The sequence below is a fragment of the Variovorax sp. OV329 genome, assembly GCF_900114785.1.
GTDB lineage: Bacteria > Pseudomonadota > Gammaproteobacteria > Burkholderiales > Burkholderiaceae_C > Variovorax.
Genome location: NZ_FOUG01000008.1, coordinates 131,996 through 149,021, shown reverse-complemented (window position 1 = coordinate 149,021; position 17,026 = coordinate 131,996). Strand labels below are relative to the sequence as shown.

General features: G+C 69.3%; 16 protein-coding genes. All 16 read right to left on the bottom strand.

From position 1 onward, the window contains the following. Positions 1–9 precede the first annotated feature (9 nt). The gene (locus BM345_RS15705; RefSeq protein ID WP_093380935.1) at positions 10–879 is read right to left on the bottom strand and encodes an intradiol ring-cleavage dioxygenase; all 870 of its coding nucleotides are present in this window, start codon (positions 877–879) and stop codon (positions 10–12) included. After that, a complete protein-coding gene (locus BM345_RS15700) occupies positions 863–1,942 on the bottom strand; it encodes a branched-chain amino acid ABC transporter permease (RefSeq protein ID WP_093380934.1) in 1,080 nt (359 codons plus the stop codon). The genes BM345_RS15705 and BM345_RS15700 overlap by 17 nt, the downstream gene beginning before the upstream one ends. 11 nt (positions 1,943–1,953) lie before the next feature. Further along, the gene (locus BM345_RS15695; RefSeq protein WP_093380932.1) at positions 1,954–2,811 is read right to left on the bottom strand and encodes a branched-chain amino acid ABC transporter permease; all 858 of its coding nucleotides are present in this window, start codon (positions 2,809–2,811) and stop codon (positions 1,954–1,956) included. A 7-nt stretch (positions 2,812–2,818) separates the two neighbouring features. Beyond that, on the bottom strand, positions 2,819–3,526 hold the full coding sequence (locus BM345_RS15690) for an ABC transporter ATP-binding protein (protein WP_093380931.1): 708 nt from the start codon (positions 3,524–3,526) through the stop codon (positions 2,819–2,821). Beyond that, positions 3,523–4,245, bottom strand: a complete 723-nt coding sequence (locus BM345_RS15685; RefSeq protein WP_093380929.1) for an ABC transporter ATP-binding protein — start codon at positions 4,243–4,245, stop codon at positions 3,523–3,525. Before BM345_RS15685 ends, BM345_RS15690 begins: the two co-directional genes overlap by 4 nt. Positions 4,246–4,248: 3 nt before the next feature. Further along, a complete protein-coding gene (locus tag BM345_RS15680; protein WP_093380928.1) occupies positions 4,249–5,514 on the bottom strand; it encodes an ABC transporter substrate-binding protein in 1,266 nt (421 codons plus the stop codon). Between the two features lie 37 nt (positions 5,515–5,551). Next, the gene (locus BM345_RS15675) at positions 5,552–6,619 is read right to left on the bottom strand and encodes a maleylacetate reductase (protein WP_093381163.1); all 1,068 of its coding nucleotides are present in this window, start codon (positions 6,617–6,619) and stop codon (positions 5,552–5,554) included. 8 nt (positions 6,620–6,627) lie between these two features. Beyond that, a complete protein-coding gene (locus BM345_RS15670; protein WP_093380926.1) occupies positions 6,628–7,605 on the bottom strand; it encodes a tripartite tricarboxylate transporter substrate binding protein in 978 nt (325 codons plus the stop codon). A gap of 31 nt (positions 7,606–7,636) precedes the next feature. Next, positions 7,637–9,100, bottom strand: coding sequence for an aldehyde dehydrogenase family protein (locus BM345_RS15665; protein ID WP_093381161.1), 1,464 nt, complete (start codon positions 9,098–9,100; stop codon positions 7,637–7,639). 53 nt (positions 9,101–9,153) lie between these two features. Next, positions 9,154–9,624: a nuclear transport factor 2 family protein gene (locus BM345_RS15660; protein WP_093380925.1), complete on the bottom strand. Its 471-nt coding sequence runs from the start codon at positions 9,622–9,624 to the stop codon at positions 9,154–9,156. Between the two features lie 19 nt (positions 9,625–9,643). After that, entirely contained in the window at positions 9,644–10,024 is a 381-nt protein-coding gene (locus BM345_RS15655) for a c-type cytochrome (RefSeq protein WP_093380923.1), read from the bottom strand. After that, positions 10,021–11,769 carry an FAD-dependent oxidoreductase gene (locus BM345_RS15650; protein ID WP_093380922.1) on the bottom strand — a complete coding sequence of 583 codons (1,749 nt, stop codon included), beginning with the start codon at positions 11,767–11,769 and terminating at the stop codon, positions 10,021–10,023. The genes BM345_RS15655 and BM345_RS15650 overlap by 4 nt, the downstream gene beginning before the upstream one ends. Positions 11,770–11,823: 54 nt before the next feature. Further along, entirely contained in the window at positions 11,824–12,831 is a 1,008-nt protein-coding gene (locus tag BM345_RS15645; protein ID WP_093380920.1) for a hydroxyquinol 1,2-dioxygenase, read from the bottom strand. 38 nt (positions 12,832–12,869) lie between these two features. Continuing rightward, positions 12,870–13,388, bottom strand: coding sequence for a cupin domain-containing protein (locus BM345_RS15640; RefSeq protein ID WP_093380919.1), 519 nt, complete (start codon positions 13,386–13,388; stop codon positions 12,870–12,872). Positions 13,389–13,551: 163 nt separating this feature from the next. Beyond that, complete coding sequence (locus BM345_RS15635; RefSeq protein ID WP_093380917.1) at positions 13,552–14,499, bottom strand: LysR family transcriptional regulator; 948 nt, start codon at positions 14,497–14,499, stop codon at positions 13,552–13,554. Between the two features lie 75 nt (positions 14,500–14,574). Further along, complete coding sequence (locus BM345_RS15630) at positions 14,575–16,971, bottom strand: penicillin acylase family protein (protein ID WP_093380916.1); 2,397 nt, start codon at positions 16,969–16,971, stop codon at positions 14,575–14,577. Between the last annotated feature and the right edge of the window lie 55 nt (positions 16,972–17,026).

Below are 17,026 nucleotides of genomic sequence, written 5' to 3'. Positions count from 1 at the left end.
CCGAATCGTCTAGCCCGACGCGCGCTCCAGCACGAAGTCGAAATCCAGCGTGTAGAAGGCCTGCGCGGCCGTGCTGCCGTCCGGCGCCTGGCTGCCCGCCGGATGCGCGCGGAAGTCGCCGACCAGCGAGCTGCGCACGCCGTACACCGCGTCGCTGTCCAGGTAGGTGTCGCCGTCGCGGAAGACGTGGGTGATGAGCGTCTGGTAGTCCGGCGCCTCGATCATGAAATGCACGTGCGCCGGCCGCCATGGGTGGCGCTCGAGTGCCTTCAACATGCCGCCCACGGGGCCATCGGTGGGAATGGGATAGGGCACGGGCAGCTTGCTGCGGAAGTCCAGCCGCCCTTGCGCGTCGGTGCGGAACAGCGCGCGCCCCTGCGCCGATTCGAGGGCGCTGCGCTGCACGTCGTACAGCCCCTCCGAATCGGCCTGCCAGACGTTGACCGTGGCGTCGGCCACTGCCTCGCCCTTCGGGCCGTGCACCGTGGCGCGCACGAAGAGCGGCTCGCCCGCCGCGCCGCCCGAGATGTCGGCGCCCTGCGGCAGCTGCGGCGCGCCCTCGACGTAGAAGGGGCCGAACACCGTGGCCTCGGTGGCCTGCGTGCTCACCGGATGGTTCTGCGCCACCACCAGGGTCGACAGGCCCAGCGTGTCCGACAGCAGGATGAACTCCTGGCGCTTGTCGTCGCACTTCTGCCCCGTGGCGGTGAGGAAGCGGATGCCCGCTTCCCATTCGGCCTCGCTCAGTTTCACTTCGCGGGCGAAGTCGTGCAGGTGGCGCACCAGGGCGCTCATCACCTCTTTCAGGCGTTCGCTTTCGCAGCCGGCCATGCCGCGCAGCACGGCTTCGGTGATGGTGTGTTCATTGATGTTTCGCATGGGAGGGGTGCAGTGTGAGGTCGGGATGCTGCGCAGCCGGCAGCGGGCGCCGCGCCATGGCGGCATCGGGCCGCAGCACCAGCCGGCGCTGCGTGGGAAAGAGCGACCAGCCCCAGCGCTGCTGCGCGTAGCCCCACAGCCCCTGGCGGAAGAAGAGCGTGACCACGATGGCCAGCAGCCCCAGCCCCAGCAGGTACCAGGTGCCGTAGTCGCTGAAGAACTTGTTGAGCGCCCAGAAGACCAGCGCGCCAACGATGGGCCCCTCGATGCGGCCAATGCCGCCGATCACCACCATGAAGATGGCGAAGGCGCTCCAGTTGACGCTGAAGGCCGCGTCGGGGCTGATGCGCAGATTGCCCACGAAATAGAGCGCACCGGCCAGTCCCGCGCCGAAGGCCGCCACCACGTACACGGCCAGCTTGGTCTGCCGCACCGCGATGCCCTGCGACTCGGCCGCGACCTCGTTGTCGCGGATGGCCAGCAGCGCCAGCCCGCGCTTGCCGCGCAGGAACAGGTAGACCAGCGCGATGGCCGCCACCACGCAGCCCAGCGCCATCCAGTATGTGACGCTCTCGCGCGTGGCCCGCTCGATGCCGCGCAGCGCGGTGAGCGTGGTGCCCGAGCCGCCGCCCACCGCCGACACGTTGGCGAAGGACAGGCGGAACACCTCGGCGATGACCCAGGTGCCGATGGCGAAGTAGCCGCCCGAGAGCCTGAAGGCCACGAAGGACACCGGCACCGCGATGAGCCCCGCGGCCAGCGCACCCAGCACCACCGCCACGAAGGGATTGATGCCGGCGAAGTTGCCCAGCATCAGCATCACGTAGCCGCCGAAGCCGAAGAAGGCCTGCTGCCCGATGCTGACCATGCCGCCGTAGCCGGCCAGCAGGTTCCACATCATCGCGAAAATGAAGTAGCAGCCGATCTCCACGAACTCGCGCATCCAGCTCGACTCGCCCCAGAAGGGCAGGCTGGCCGCCAGCAGCACCAGCAGCGCGCCCACCGCGCCGGCGGCGTGGCTCATGGGGGTGGCGCGCTGCACCGAATAGTCGGGAACCATCATGGGGTCGGCCTTCAACGGGTCTTGGGGAACAGCCCCTGCGGCCGCAGCACCAGCACGGCGAGGAACACGATGTGGCCGAACCAGATGCCCCAGCCCGGGTCCAGCCGGAAGCCGATCTGCTGGGTGATGCTCAGGATCATCGCGCCGGCCAGCGTGCCCCAGAAGGAGCCCATGCCGCCGATGATCACGGCCTCGAAGGCGAAGAGCAGCAGCAGCGGCCCGTCGGACGGTGCCACCGTGGTCCGCATGCCCTGCAGCGCACCGGCGATGGCGATCAGCACGAAGGCGATGGCGGTGGCCAGCGCGTAGAGCTTGCGGGCATCCAGGCCCATGAGGCCGGCGATCTCCGCATCGTCCGACACCGCGCGGAAGGCCCGGCCCAGCGAGGTCGCACCGAAGAGCCATTGCAGCGCGGCGGTGGCTGCCAGCGCCACGCCCAGGATCGCGAGCGGCAGCGCGCCCACCGACAGGCTCTCGCCCAACTGCAGCCCCTGGATGTTGAAGCCGCCGGTCTCGATGGAGCGCGGGTCGGCCGAGAAGAGCTGCAGCAGCAGGTTCTGGATCACCACCGCCAGGCCGAAGGTCACCACCAGCGAAGGCAGCGGGTCCTTGCCCAGCGTGCCGTTGAGCACGAAGCGCTGCAGCGCATAGCCGCCCGCGAAGGCCAGCGGCAGCACCACCAGCACGGCCAGCCAGGCCGAGCCGCCCACGCCCGCCTGCGCCGCGATCACCCCGAAGGCCGCGAGCACGATGAAGTCGCCCTGCGCGGTGTTGGTCAGCCGCATGACGCCGAACATCAGCGACTGCCCGAGGGCGAAGAGGGTGTACAGGCCGCCGAGCAGCACGCCTTGAAGAAGGGTCTCGAACATCGCCCGTTCACTCCATGCCGAAGTAGGCGCGCGAGATCTGCTCGCGCGACAGCGTGCTGCACTCGCCCTGCAGCGACACGCGCCCTTCCTGCAGGCAGTACAGGCGCCGCGACACGCGCTGCGCCAGCGACACGTCCTGCTCCACGATCACCACCGACATGCCCTCGGCGGTGATCTGCGGCATGGCCTCGTAGATCTCGCGGATCACGATGGGCGCCAGGCCCAGCGAGAGTTCGTCGCACAGCAGCGCCTCGGGGTTGCTCATGAGCGCGCGGCCCAGCGCCACCATCTGCTGCTGCCCGCCGGAAAGCGAGGTGCCGGGCTGGTGGCGCTTCTCCTGCAGGATCGGGAACATGCGGTAGAGGCGCGAGAGGTTCCACGGACCGGCGCGTCGCGCGAGGCTGCCGGCCAGCAGATTCTCTTCCACGCTGAGGCTGGGGAAAAGGCGCCGGCCCTCCGGCACCATCGCCAGGCCCTTGCGCACGATCTCGCCGGGCGCAAGGCCGCCGATGGGCTCGCCCTTCCAGCGCACCGCTTCGCGCGGCACGCGCACCAGGCCGGTGAGGCTCTTGAGCAGCGTGGACTTGCCCGCGCCGTTCGCGCCGATCACCGCGACCAGCTCGCCCTTGGCGAGCTCGAAGTCCATGCCGAAGAGGGCCTGCGCATCGCCATAGAAGGCTTCGAGGCCGCGCACCTGGAGCAGCACATCGTTCATGCTTCCATCCCCATGTAGACGCGGCGAACCTCGGGGTCGTTCATCACCGCCTGCGGCGCACCCTCCGCCAGCCGCGTGCCGAAATTGATGACGAAGAGCCGGTCCGCCAGCGCCAGCAGCGCATGCACCACGTGCTCGATCCAGATCATGGTCACGCCGCGCGCCTTGATGGCCTTGAGTTCCTCCACCAGTTCGCGCGCCTCGTGCTCGGTGAGGCCGCCGGCGATCTCGTCGAGCAGCAGAAGGCGCGGCCGCGTGGCCAGCGCGCGCGCCAGCTCCAGGCGCTTGCGGTCCAGCAGGCGCAGGCTGCCGGCGGGCTTGTTGGCCTGCGCGAGAAGGCCGGTCTGCACCAGCACCTCGTAGGCCGTGTCCCAGGCCTCATGCTCGGGCTGCTTGCCGCCGAAGCAGGCGGCGGTGACCAGGTTCTCAAACACGCTCATCGCGCCGAAGGGCTGCGGCACCTGGTAGCTGCGGCCGATGCCCGCGCGGCAGCGCTGGTGCGGCGCCAGCCTGGACACCTCCTGCCCGTCGTACTCGATGCGCCCCGCGTCCAGCGACACGTCGCCCGAGATCAGGTTGAACAGCGAGGTCTTGCCCGCGCCGTTGGGGCCGAGGATGCCCAGGGTCTCGCCCTCGGTCACCGACAGGTCGATGCCGTCGGTGACCTTGAGCGCCCCGTAGGACTTGCACACGCCCGAGAGCCGCAGCAGCGCCGCCATGTCTCAGGCCGCCGCGATGAGGCGGATCTTGCCGCCGACGGGAATGCTGGGCGCCGCCTCGTTGTTGACGATGGTCAGCTCGTACTTGTACTTCTGGCCCTTGCCCCATTGGCCCAGCACCAGCGGCGTCTTGCTCACGTTCTTGAAAGGGCCCTGCCCGCCCCACTTCACCGGGCCCACCACGGTGTTGATGGAAGTGGCCACCACCGCATCGCGCACGTCGGCCGGCTTGGTGGACTTGGCGCGCGACAGCGCATCGGCCGCCACTTCGAAGAGCGCATGTGCGAAGCCGATGGGCTGCGTCCACTGCTTCTTCGTGCCGCTCTCGTAGGACTCGGCCAGTGCCTTGGCGCTTTGCTTCGTCAGGCTGGAGGTGAAGGGGTGCGAGGGGCTCCACCACACCTCCGTGGTCAGGCCATCGCCCAGGTCGCCCAGCGCCTCGATCGCGCCGGGGAAGAGCAGCGCCTTGCCCAGCGTGATGACCTTGGGCCTGAAGCCCTGCTGCCGCGCCTGCGTGAGGAAGGTCTTGGCGTCGGGCGGAATCACCACGCCGGTGACGATCTCCACGCCGTCGCGCTTGAAGGCCGCGATCTGCGCGCTGAAGTCCTGCGTGCCGTTCTGGAAGCGGCCCGGGTCGGTGAGCGTGAAGCCCATCGAGGACAGCGGCTTGGGAAAGCCCAGCTCCTTGTCGCCCCAGGCATTGCCGTCGCCGTCGTTGGGGAACAGGCCGCCCACCTTCTTGTTGGTCTGCACCTGCTTCCAGCCGTTGGTGAAGTTGGCGATGACGTCCTCCAGGCCCCAGAACATGTGGTACGTCCAGTTGAAGCCCTTGGCCGGGTCGCCCTTGCGGCCGAAGAACCAGGGCTGCCAGGGCACCACGCTGGAGACGCAGGGCACCTCGTTGAGCTCGCAGGCATCGCTCACCGGGTTGGCCGTCTCGGGCGTTCCTGCCGTCAGCACCAGCGCCACCTTGTCCTTGAGGATCAGGTCGTTGGCCACCTCGCCGGCGCGGTTGGGGTTGGACTGGCTGTCCTTGAGCACGATCTGCACTTCGTACTTGCGCCCGCCCACGGTGATGCCGTCCTTGAAGGCGGACTTCATCTGCTCGATGACCCACTTGTCCGCCTCGCCGAAGGGCGCCAGCGGCCCGGTCTGCGGCGACACGTAGCCGATCTTGAGCACGTCGGCCGCGAAGGCGCGCGGGGCCATGCCGAGGGCGGCCAGTGCGGCGGCGGCCTGGGTGAACTGTCTGCGATCGATCTGCGTCATCGTTGTCTCCTCGTTGTGGTTGGAAAGTGCCTGGCGATCAGTCCGGTCTCACGCCTTCGAAGGCGTTCTGCAGCAGCGCGCGGATGGCTGCGCGCTCCAGTGGCCGGGGATTGGGGTACGGCGTCTGCAGCGCGATGTCGCAGGCGCGGTCGAGGTCCGCGGCCTGCATGCCGATGTCCTTGAGAGCCACGGGTGCGCCGTTGTCACGGGCGAGGTTGAACACGGCTTGCGCAGCCGTCGTGCCCTCCGGCGCCCTCAGCGCACGCTCGATCCGGCGCATGGCCTGCGGCGCGCTGGTTGCGTTGTAGGCCAGCGCATGCGGCAGCACCACCGTGTGCACCTCGGCGTGCGGCAGGTTGAAGCTGCCGCCCAGCGTGTGGCACAGCTTGTGGTGCAGCGCCATGCCCACGTTGCCCAGCACGCTGCCGCACAGCCAGGCACCGTAGAGCGCATCGCTGCGCGCCTCGATGTCCTGCGCATCGCGGCGGATGCCCGGCAGCGCGCGGCCCAGCGCGGCGATGCCCTCCTCGGCCATCAGGCTCATGATGGGATTGGCATCGACGGCATAGAGGCCCTCGGCTGCATGCGCGATGGCGTTGATGCCGCTGGTGACGCTCAGCCCCACCGGCAGGCTGCGCGACAGCTCGGGGTCGTAGATCACGCTGCGCGGCAGCACGCGCGCATCCTTGCCGGTCTTCTTCAGGCCCGCTTCGGTGATGCCGTAGATGGGCGTCATCTCGCTGCCGGCGTAGGTGGTGGGCACGGCGATGATGGGCAGGCCGGAGTCGAGCGCGATCGCCTTGCCCAGGCCCGTGGTGGAGCCGCCGCCGATGGCCACCGCGCAGTCGGCCTTCGAACCGTTCGCCACCTCGCGCGCCTCGCGAGCGGTCTCCATGGGCACGTGCATCACCGCGCGGTCGAAGATGCCGGCCGCGCGCTCGCCCAGCAGGGAGGCCACGCGCTCGGCCTGGCCGCGCTGCTCGGGCGTGCACAGCACCAGCGCGCGCTGCGCGCCCAGCGCCTCGATCTCCCTGGCGAGGTGGCGCAGGGCGCCCGCGCCGAAGACCACGCGCTGGGCCAGGATCCGTGCGGTGAAGTCGTGCATGGCGGCCTTCACTCCATGTCCAGGTTGCGCTCTTTCACCAGGCGACCCCACTTGTCGCGCTCGCTCGCGATCACGGCAGCGAACTGCTCGGGCGTGCCGGCGATGCCGGTGAGCCCCTGGCCTTGCAGCCGCGCGGCGAAGGCCGGCTCGGACACGATGCGGCGGATCTCCGCTTGCAGCCGGTCCACCACCGGGCGCGGCGTTGCGGCCGGCGCCAGCAGGCCCACCCAGGAGTTGACGACGAAGTCCTTGTAGCCGCTCTCGGCCACGGTGGGCGTGGCGGCATAGGCGCTCACGCGCTGCGCGCCGGTCTGCGCCAGCGCACGCAGCTTGCCGGCCTGCACGTGCGGCTGCGCCAGCACCGCCGAGAGGAACATCATCTGCACCTGCCCGCCCAGCAGGTCCTGCTGCGCCGGCCCGCCGCCGCGGTAGGGAATGTGCGTGACGAAGGTGCCGGTGGTCGCCTTGAACAGCTCGGCCGTCAGGTGGTTGCTGGAGCCCGGTCCCACGCTGGCGTAGTTGTACTTGCCGGGGTTGGCCTTGAGCAGCGCGACGAAGCTCTTGAAGTCCTGCGCCTGCACCTGCGGGTTGACCACCAGCACCAGCGGGTTGCTGGCGATCTGCGTCACCGGCAGCAGGTCCTTGGCGATGTCGAAGCTCAGCTTGGGATAGACCAGCGGATAGGTGGCATAGCTGTCGAACACCATCAGCAGCGTGTGGCCGTCCGGCGCCGATCGCGCGACCTCGCCCGCGGCCACGGTGCCGCCGGCACCACCGCGGTTGTCCACGATCACCGGCTGGCCCAGTGCCGCCTGCAGCGGCGCCTGCAACTGGCGCGCGACGGTGTCGACGATGCCGCCGGGCGGGAAGGCCACGACCAGGCGCACCGGCTTGGTGGGCCAGGCCTGGGCCAGCGCGGGACCGGCACCGAAGGCAAAGGCGAGCGCGACGGCGGCGGCGCTGCGGAGGATGAGGCGCTTGTTCATGGGTTGGGGTTTTCGTTTCTGTGAAAGGAGATCAGCGTACGAAGTGCGGCGGAATCTGCGCGTCGACGTTCACCCACACGCTCTTGACCTGGGTGTACTCGCGCATCGCATCGAAGCCCATCTCGCGGCCGTAGCCGCTCTGCCCCACGCCGCCGAAGGGCGAGCCCGGGTTGACGCGCTTGTAGCTGTTGATCCAGACCATGCCGGCATGCAGGTCGCGGGCGACGCGGTGAGCGCGTTGCAGGTTGGAGGTCCACAGGCCGCTGCCCAGGCCGTAGTCGGTGCCGTTGGCCATCGCCAGCGCCTCCTCGTCGTTCCTGAAGGTGAGCACGGTGACGAAGGGGCCGAAGACTTCCTCCTGCGCGACGCGGTCCTGGAAGCTGCGGGCGCGCACCACCGTCGGCTCGACATAGCAGCCGCGCGCCAGTTCGCCCGAAGGCGCCTTGCCGCCCGCCAGCAGCTCGCCGCCCTCTTCCTGCGCCACCTCCACGTAGCTCAGCACACGCTCGCGGTGCTGCGCGCTGGTGAGCGGGCCCATCTCGGTGTCGTCGTCGAGCGGATTGCCCAGGCGGATGGAGCGCGCCAGCGGCAGGAACTTGTCCAGGAACTCGTCGGCGATGCGTTCGTGCAGCATGAGGCGCGATCCCGCGATGCAGGCCTGCCCCTGGTTGTGGAAGATGGCCCAGGCGCTGCCGTTCACGGCCGCCTGCAGGTTGGCATCCTCGAACACGATGTTGGGGCCCTTGCCACCCAGCTCCAGCTGCACCTTCTTCAGGTTGCCGCTGCTGGCCTGCACGATGCGCTTGCCCGTGGCGGTGCTGCCGGTGAAGGCGATCTTCGAGATGAGCGGATGCTCGGCAATGGCCTGGCCCGCCACTTGCCCCAGGCCCGGCACCATGTTCACCACGCCATCGGGCAGGCCGGCTTCCTGCATCAGCTCGGCAATGCGCAGCGAGGACAGCGGCGTGATCTCCGCCGGCTTCATGACGATGCAGTTGCCCGCGGCCAGGGCCGGCGCCATCTTCCAGCTGGTGAACATCAGCGGGAAGTTCCACGGCACGACCTGGCCGACGATGCCCACGGGCTCGCGCAGCGTGTAGTTGAGAAAGCCCGCTTCCACCGGAATGGTCTCGCCCTGGAACTTGTCGGCCATGCCGCCGAAGTAGCGGAAGCAGGCCGCCGTGCGCGGCACGTCGAGCCGGCGCGAGTCGCGGATGGGATGGCCGGTGTCCAGCGACTCCAGGCGCGCCAGTTCCTCGGCGTTGTCCTCGATCAGGTCGGCCAGCTTGAGCAGGATGCGCCCGCGGTCGGCCGCGGCCATGCGGCTCCAGGCGGGGAAGGCCTTGCCCGCCGCAGCCACCGCGCGGTCCACGTCTTCCTTGCCGGCCAGCGCCACCTCGGCGATGGTCGAGTTGTCGTGCGGATTGATGCTGGCCAGCGTCTCGCCGGAGGCGGCATCGACGAACCTGCCGCCGATGAACAACTGGTGCCGGATCGCTGTCTTCAGGCCCGCGGCCTGCTGGATGTCGTCGAGGTTCTGCATGAGAGTCACGTGGCCTTGCCGGCCAGCCAGGGATAACGGGAGGTGTCCTTGCCCGCGTAGTCCGGGTCGAGGTAGATGAAGCAGCGCTGGATGAGGAAGTCGCGCACCTCGAACACGTCGCACCAGCGGCCCGCGCCCCACTCGGGCACGCCGGCGCGCCAGGGGCCGTCGATGTGCTCGCCGGAACTGGTGCCTTCGCAGGCGAACAGGTCGGAGCCGCTGAAGATCCAGTTGAAGCTGGCGTAGTCGTGGCGGATGGACTTGCCGCGGCTGCCCACGTCGCCGAAGAGCTTGCCGATCTCGTCCTTGCCGTTGGCCAGGCCCCACTTGGGGAAGTAGACCTGCGCGTCGTTGGCGAACAGGTCCAGGATGGAGCCGCCGCCGGGCGTGACGCCGCCGTTGTCGTAGGCCTTGAGGTATTCGAGGGCGACCGACTTGCGCTGCTCGTCGGTCATGGTCTGGCGGGTGAGGGCCATGGTGTTGCTCCTTCTTCGTTCAATGGAGGGACTGCAGGTACTCGATGAGCGCGGCGCGCTTCTTCGGGTCGTCCTGGAAATAGGCCATCGTGCTGCCGGGCGCGACGGCCTGCGTGTCGGTGAGCCACTTGTCCAGCAGCGCACGGTCCCAGGTCTTGCTCTTCATCGCCTCGACGTACTGCTTCGAGTAATTGAAGCCCGGGCTGGCAGCGGCCGGCTTGCCCAGCAGGCCGTACAGGTTCGGACCGACGCCGTCGGGCTCGCCCTTGCCGAAGCTGTGGCACTGGGCACAGGCCGACTGCGCCAGCCGCTGCCCGACCGACTGCGCCTGGGCCGGGCCGGCCGGGATCGCCGCGAGTGCCAGCGCAGCCAGCGCGAGGGGGAGCGCGCCCGCCTTCATGCCGGGCTCCTGCCTTCGGCGTGCGCCGCGTTCGCCGCGCGGTAGGCGAAGGCGATGATCGGCCCGAGCGTCGCGCCGCCGGCCCAGTAGGCGCGACCCGAGGCAGAGGCGACGCAGTTGCCCACCCCATAGAGGCCGGGGACGGGCTGGTCGCGGCTATCGAGCACGCGGCCCTGGGTGTCGGTCTTGGGGCCGCCCTTGGTGTCCAGGGTGCCGGGCACCACCAGCGCGGCGTAGTAGGGGCCGCTGTCCGACAGGGGCCACATGGTGGGGTTGGTGCGCCCGGGCTCCTCCTTCACGTCGCCGTTGAAGAGCTGCTCCACGATGCGGTCACCACGCTGGAAGTCCAGGTCCTTGCCTGTCTTTGCGAACTGGTTGAAGCGCGCGATGGCGGCCTGCGTGTTGGCCACGAAATCGGGCGAGAGCCGTGCGCCGCCGATATGGCTCGCGTATTTCGCGAAGCGCTCGTCGATGCCGCGTGCCAGCTCGGCCAGGGTGGCGCCCTTGATGACATGGCGGTCGTCGGTGCCAGGCGGCACGATCAGCCGGCCGTACTCCGCGCTGGCCGAGTGCTGCTGCGAGCGCTGGTCCCAGATCGCGATGCGCACGAGGTTGGGGTATTCGGCCTTGGCGCCGTCCCATCCGAAGAAGGTCTGGGCCAGCTCGTTGTACTGCAGCTTCTCGTTGACGTTGCGCTGCCCGTACTTGTTGACGAAGAGCATCGAGTCGCCGGCCACCGAGAACATGCCCGACATGGAGCCGTCCCTGGCGACGGCCTTTTCCAGCGGAATGGGGCAGGTCCACGCGTAATTCATGTTGCGCAGCTGCACGTCCAAGGGGCTGGCCATCTTCACGAAGTCGCCCTCGTTGCTGGGCGCGGCGCAGCCGCCGAAGATGGGGCCGTTGAGGAAGTTGCGGCGCAGCTCCGCGTTGTGGGTGAAGCCGCCGGTGGCGAAGATCACGGCCTTGCGCGCACGCAGGCGCACCGTCGCGTCGAGTTCGTCCCTGGCCTCCACGCCGATCACGCGGCCGCTCTTGTCCTGCAGGATCTTCGTGACCCGCATGCCGGTGCGGATCGGAATGCCCTCCTGCCGCGCCTTGGTCGACATCGTGCGCACCGCCACCAGGCCGCCGTCGGCCATGCTGGGGATGGCATCGCGCGGCACCAGCACGCGGCCCTTGGGCGCCTTGTCCTCTGGCAGCTCGGCGAAGTAGTCGGGCACCTCGGCCACGTGGCGGTAGGGCAGCGCGCCCTTGCTGGCCAGCAGCTCGGCCGCGGGCGAGGCGCTGTCGTAGAAGGCGGAACACATGTCCCACTCCCACTGGCTGAATCCGTAGCGCGGATGGGCGGGGTCGTAGCCCTGCGGGTTCGACAGGCGCGCCACGTACTTCAGGAAGTCGGGCTTGGGGTCGGCGATGCCGGCCTTGCGCATGGCTTCGTTGTTCGGCACCCAGTACCAGAAGGCGGCCTTGGCGGTGGTGCCGCCGATGCTGCCGGCCTTCTCCAGGATCACGGCGCTGCTGCCCTGCCAGCGTGCGAACAGGGCCGAGGCGAGTCCGCCGCAGCCGCTGCCGCAGACCACGATGTCGTAGGTGGCGTCGAAGCCCTGCGCGGTGGCGGCATCGGCCTCCTGCGTGGGCAGGCCCAGCGTGGCGGCGGCCACGGCCACCGAGCCTGCGCCCGCCTGCTGCATGAATCGCCGGCGCGAAGCGGCCCCGGCATCGGACCGGATGCGGTCTGCCATGTGTCTGTCTCCTCGAAAAGTGGTTCGCGCCGCGCTGCGGCGCGCTTCAGCGGCTCAGAACGAAACCGGGATCTCCGGGCTTTCGCCCTTCTGGATCTCGTAGACCAGCGAGGGAGAACCGTTCTCCCACACCAGCAGCATCGAGCGCTTGGGGCTGTAGCCCTGGTGGCGGCAGTAGGCTGGCATGGCGGCCATGTCGCCGGCCTTCATGATCACGCGGGCCATGGGCTTGCCGGTGTTCTTGTCGCCGCAGTCCCAGTGGATCTCGTCGGTCATCTGGAAGAACCACTCCACCCGGTCGTTGCCGTGGATGATGGGCAGGATGTGCTCCTCGGTGGTGGGGCACATGAAGCTGTGCTTGACCACCGAGGTGAAGCTGGGGTTCCAGGTGACCTGCGAGCGGCTCAGGAAGCCGAACAGGTTGAAGGCATGCACCTCGTTCTCGAAGCCGGGCTCGGGGTGCAGTTCGGGCTGCGCCTGCGGCACGTCGGCGAAGGCGCGGTTGACGGGCGCGCCGCGCGCATCGCTGCGCAACTGCAGGTCGTCCTTCAGGCCCACGCAGCGCTTGGCCAGCTCGCGCGCCCGGGTGATCTTGGCGGTGTTGCTGCCGTTCTTGCGGCCGTAGGGCGTGCCGGTTTCCTGCGGCGCGGCGAAGGGGTCGAAGCCTTCGTTGGTCCAGTCGTCCAGCATGGCCTCGAAGGTGGCGCGGATCTGGTCGGTGGGGAAGTTTTCCAGCAGGTCGATGCCCGCCTCCTTCATCGTGCCGTTGTAGCTGCCGGCGTACAGGTCCACCGACTGGTAGTGGTTGACGGTGCCGAACACGTCGTCGAAGTTGACCCAGCCGTAGAAGAAGCCCCAGGCCACGTCGCGCATCAGCGCACGCAGGTACACGGCGACATCCATGGTGTGGCTCATGGGGCGGCCGTCGCGGGTCTTCCAGCTGATGTGGGTGAAGTACTCGTCGCGGCGGAAGCCGAAGCTGCCGAGCTGGAAGTCCTTGTAGCCCAGCGTGCGGTCGGGCTGGGTGGCGATGACCTTGGCGAGTTCGGTGGGGGCGTTCATGTGGGTCTCCTGGAGATTCGGTTCGATGCTTCGTTTGTTCACTGCAGCTGGCAGATCTCGGCCCACTTCTCCACCGAGAGATCGCCCTTGCAGGTCTGCAGGACGACCACGCCGGGGTCGCCCTTGACGCGGAACTGGTAGGCGCTGTTCTTGGGCAGCATGCCCTGGTGGCCGCGGCCCAGTTTCATCCAGCCCATGTTCTTGCCGCGCGGCTCGCCCTGCACGAGCACGGCGCCGTTCTTCTCGGTGTCGCTCACCTGCTGCGCGGCGTCGAGCTGCACCAGGTGCACCTCGACCTCTCCATCCATCACCAGCGCGAACTCGTCGTGGGCGCAGGTGAACCAGGGCGAGACGCCTTCGGCGCGCAGGGCCTCCAGCACGTAGATCTGGTTCTGCCCGAACACCACCTTCTCGTAAGGCCCGCTCTTGCTGGCGATGTCGAAGCAGTTGGAAAAGGCGTAGTGCCGGACGTTGTCGCTGATGGGCTCGACGCGGCCCATCTCGTAGTTCTTCAGCGAACCGAAGCGGGTCTGGTAGTTGCTGGCGGGTGCGCTCATGGCGTGTCTCCTCGGGTGCTTGCTGCGATGCGGCGGATGCCGCGATGGAGCGAACTGTAGGAAGACCCGCCAGTAAGCGGTAGAGGCCAGATCGAAAGCGGATTGTTCGGGAAAGCAGAATGATCCGCAGGGTTTACCCGGGACGGACCAGGCCGTGGTGGCCTCAGCCCTCGATCATCCGGGCCGGCAGGTCGCCCTTGGCGATCAGCGCCGCGTCCCAGGGCGGCTCATGGGTGAACTCGTTGCCGATGTGCTCGATGAACAGGCGCAGCTTGAAGTCCTTGCGCGAGGTATCCGGGTACACCGCGCACAGCGGGAAGGACGACAGCTGTTGCTCCGGCAGCACCACCTGCAGGTCGCCGCGCAGGATGGCCTCGCCCGCCACGATGGTGGGCAGGCAGACGATGCCGGCGTGCTCCAGCGCGTATTCGCGCAGCAGGTGCACGCTGTTGGTCAGCAGCGTGGCGTTGAGGTAGATGGTGACCTGCTGGCCGCGGTGGTGGAAGGTCCAGCGGTCGCGCGTGGGGTAGTCCGAGTACAGGCCCAGCGTGTGGCGGTGCAGGTCGCGCGGGTTCTCCGGCGCGCCGTGCGCCTTGAGGTAGGCCGGCGTCGCGCAGAACACGCGCCGCACGAAGAAGAGCTGGCGCGACACCAGTTCCTGCGAGGCCGCGGGGAAAATTTGCAGCGCGCAGTCCACGCCGGCCTTCACCGGGTCGACCACCGCGTCGCTCACGATCAGCTCCAGGCGGATGTCGGGGTAGGTGGTCTGGAAGCGCCGCAGCAGCGCGGCGAAATGCCCGAGCACCATGCCGGTGAGCGCATGCACCCGCAGCACGCCCGAGGGCTTGGCGCGCACGTCGCGCATCTGGTCCACGATCTCGTTGGCGTGGCCCACCAGCTCGGTGCAGTCGCGCAGGAAGGCCTGGCCGATGTCGGTGAGCCGCACCACCCGCGTGCTGCGGTGAAAGAGCGGCGCCCCCAGGAAGTCTTCCAGCTGCTTGATGCGCGTGGTGACCACCGAGTTGGACACGCGCAGCTGGCGCGCGGCGGCGGCGAAGCTCTGCGCCTGCGCCACCCGCACGAAAGTCTCGATGCTCTGCAGCCGGTCCATGGCGGGCGACTGTAGCGGGGCGGGCGGCGCGGGCAATGGGGAGAACGCGCTGGGCGCCCTCCCCGGGGCCTGCGGTCAGTAGGCCAGCACCGTCGGCGCGCCCACGCGCTGCGCTTCCACGTCGGCGCGGTGGAAGGGCATGGGCAGCCACTTCTTCTGCGAGAACAGGGGCAGCTGGTCGAAGGCGCGCGGCGAGGCCGGGTCGCTGCTCTGCCCGTAGGTGAGCAGCGCCTGCGCCACCGGGCCGCGCTCGTCGAAGCCCACCACCTGGATGTAGCTGCTGCCGTAGTTGATGCCGTAGCCCTTGGGGCCGATCACCGGCTGGCCCTGGCTCTCGACCTTGTTGAGCACGCCTTCGAACTCGTCGCCGCCGGGGATGGCCACCTTCTGGCCGCGCACCTCGCGGTACTGCGCATCGGCCAACGTCACGTCGGGCGCGAAGCCGGCCGCGCGCACCGCCGCTACCGCATCGCCCAGCGACTTGAAGACCGCCTCGCGCGTGGCGGTCGTGGCCATGTCCAGGCCGGCGGGCGTGGCAACCGGACGGGCCGGGTCGAAGGGCACGCGCCAGACCTTGGGCAGGTCCTTGGCCTTGCGCCAGAACTCACGGAACAGCAGCGCGCCCTTGGCCTCGGGCGTGCTGGTGCGGTTCCAGGCGGCGAGCACGCGGCAGCCGGTCTGCTGGTCCGCGCTGAGGCTTGCGCCCGCGCTGCGGCAGGCGGCCGCGAGATCCTCCATCACCAGGTCGCCAGCCAGGTTCTTGTCGCGGAAGATCACGTTGCGCAGCTGCTCGGCGCCCATCTTGTTGCCGGGCAGGCCATCGCGGCCGGCCAGGCGGTTCTCGATCTCCTGGATGCCGCTGCGCGTGCGCAGGCGCTGCGGCACGCCCACCGGGCCGACCAGGGGCGAGATGTTCGCCGGCGCCGCGATGTTCGGGTTGGACAGCCAGAAGCTGTCGTTGCTGTTCTGCACCCAGTCGGGCGTGACGATGACCGGCATGCGCGCGGGCGGGATCGCACCGGGCATGGCGGCGGCGCTGTCGCGCTTCCAGTCGCAGGCGGCGCGCGAGCCGTCCAGCACGGTGAGGCCGGCGGTACCGAACAGGCCGGCGGCAGGGGCCGAGGGCGCGCAGGACTTGAGCTGCTCGGCCGACACGTCTGGCACCACCGACAGGTCCGCGTACATCGCGTTGCCCTGGCGGTCGGCGCCGATGGTGTTGATCCACGGCATGCCCTGGTTTCCCATGGCATCGCGCAGCTCGGCCATGCTGCTGGCGCGTCCCATCTTCATCCACGCACGGGCCGAGCGGGTGTTGAGCGTGTTGACGTCACGGATCGCGTAGGCGGTGGTGGCGCTCCAGCCCAGGCCTGCGCGCGGCAACGAGATCACCGGGCCCCACTCGGAGGCGTAGAAGGTCTTGCGCGCAGGCTGCGCGCCGGCGGCGGCCGATTCGGCCGGCAGCACCACGGTCTTGGCCGTCATCTTCCTGCGCTGGCCGTCGACGATGTAGACGGTGGGGTCGCTGGGGTCCAGCTTCAATTCGTACAGCGTGAAGCGCTTGCCGGTGGACACGGTATGGGTCCAGGCCACGTCCTTGTTGAAGCCGATGGCCACCGTGGGGCTCAGGCCACCGGTGGCGCCCATCACGTCCATGCTGCCGGGGATGGTCAGGTGCATCTCCCAGAAGCGGTTGATGCCGAACCACGGGAAGTGCGGGTTGCCCAGCACCAGGCCGCGGCCGTCGGGCGTGGCGTTGCGGCCGAAGGCCCAGCCGTTGGAGCCCAGTTCGCCGCCCTCGGGGTTGGCGTTGAAGGACAGGCGCGCGATCTCCAGCGCGGCCTGCTGCGGGTCGACCGCGGGCTGCGCGGACGCGGTCTTGGCCGCCGGCGGCTCGGCGGCCATCACCGCACCGGCCAGGGCCGCGAGGCCGCCCTGGATCATCGACAGCTCAGTGGTGCGCGAGAGGTCGGCCTGCGTCATGGGGCGCACCCAGGGCTTGCCGCGGCAGGCCTCGGGCAGGCCGTTGGGGCCCGTGTCCTGCAGGTAGCGGTTGTAGCCGGCCACGTAGCCGCGCAGGGCGGCGCGCACCTCGGCATCGGTGTCCGCGGCGCGGGCCAGGGCCGCGTCGTCCATGTGGTTGCGCACGAACAGGTCGATCTGCGCGTTGGTCATGCGGCCCAGGCCGAAGTCGCCGGTGCCGGTGGCGCCCAGGTACTGCGAGCGCTCGCCGCGCGCGGTGAGCAGGTACTCGGCCGTCTGGCAGACGTTGTCCTGCGCATGCGCGTAGGCCACGCCGTAGGCGACGCCTTCGTAGTCCGGCGCGGTGATGTGGGGAATGCCGTAGGCGGTGCGCTCGATGGTGACGCTGCGCGATCCCGGTGCCGGGGTGCTGGCGCAGCCGGCCAGAAGAAGGGAGGCGATGGCCAGGGCGGTGCCTGTGGGCGCGAAGCGCGCCGCTGGAATCAAGGGCATGGAAGAAGCTTCGGATGAGGAGAAGGAGTGGCGATTAAAGAGGCACCCGCCTGCG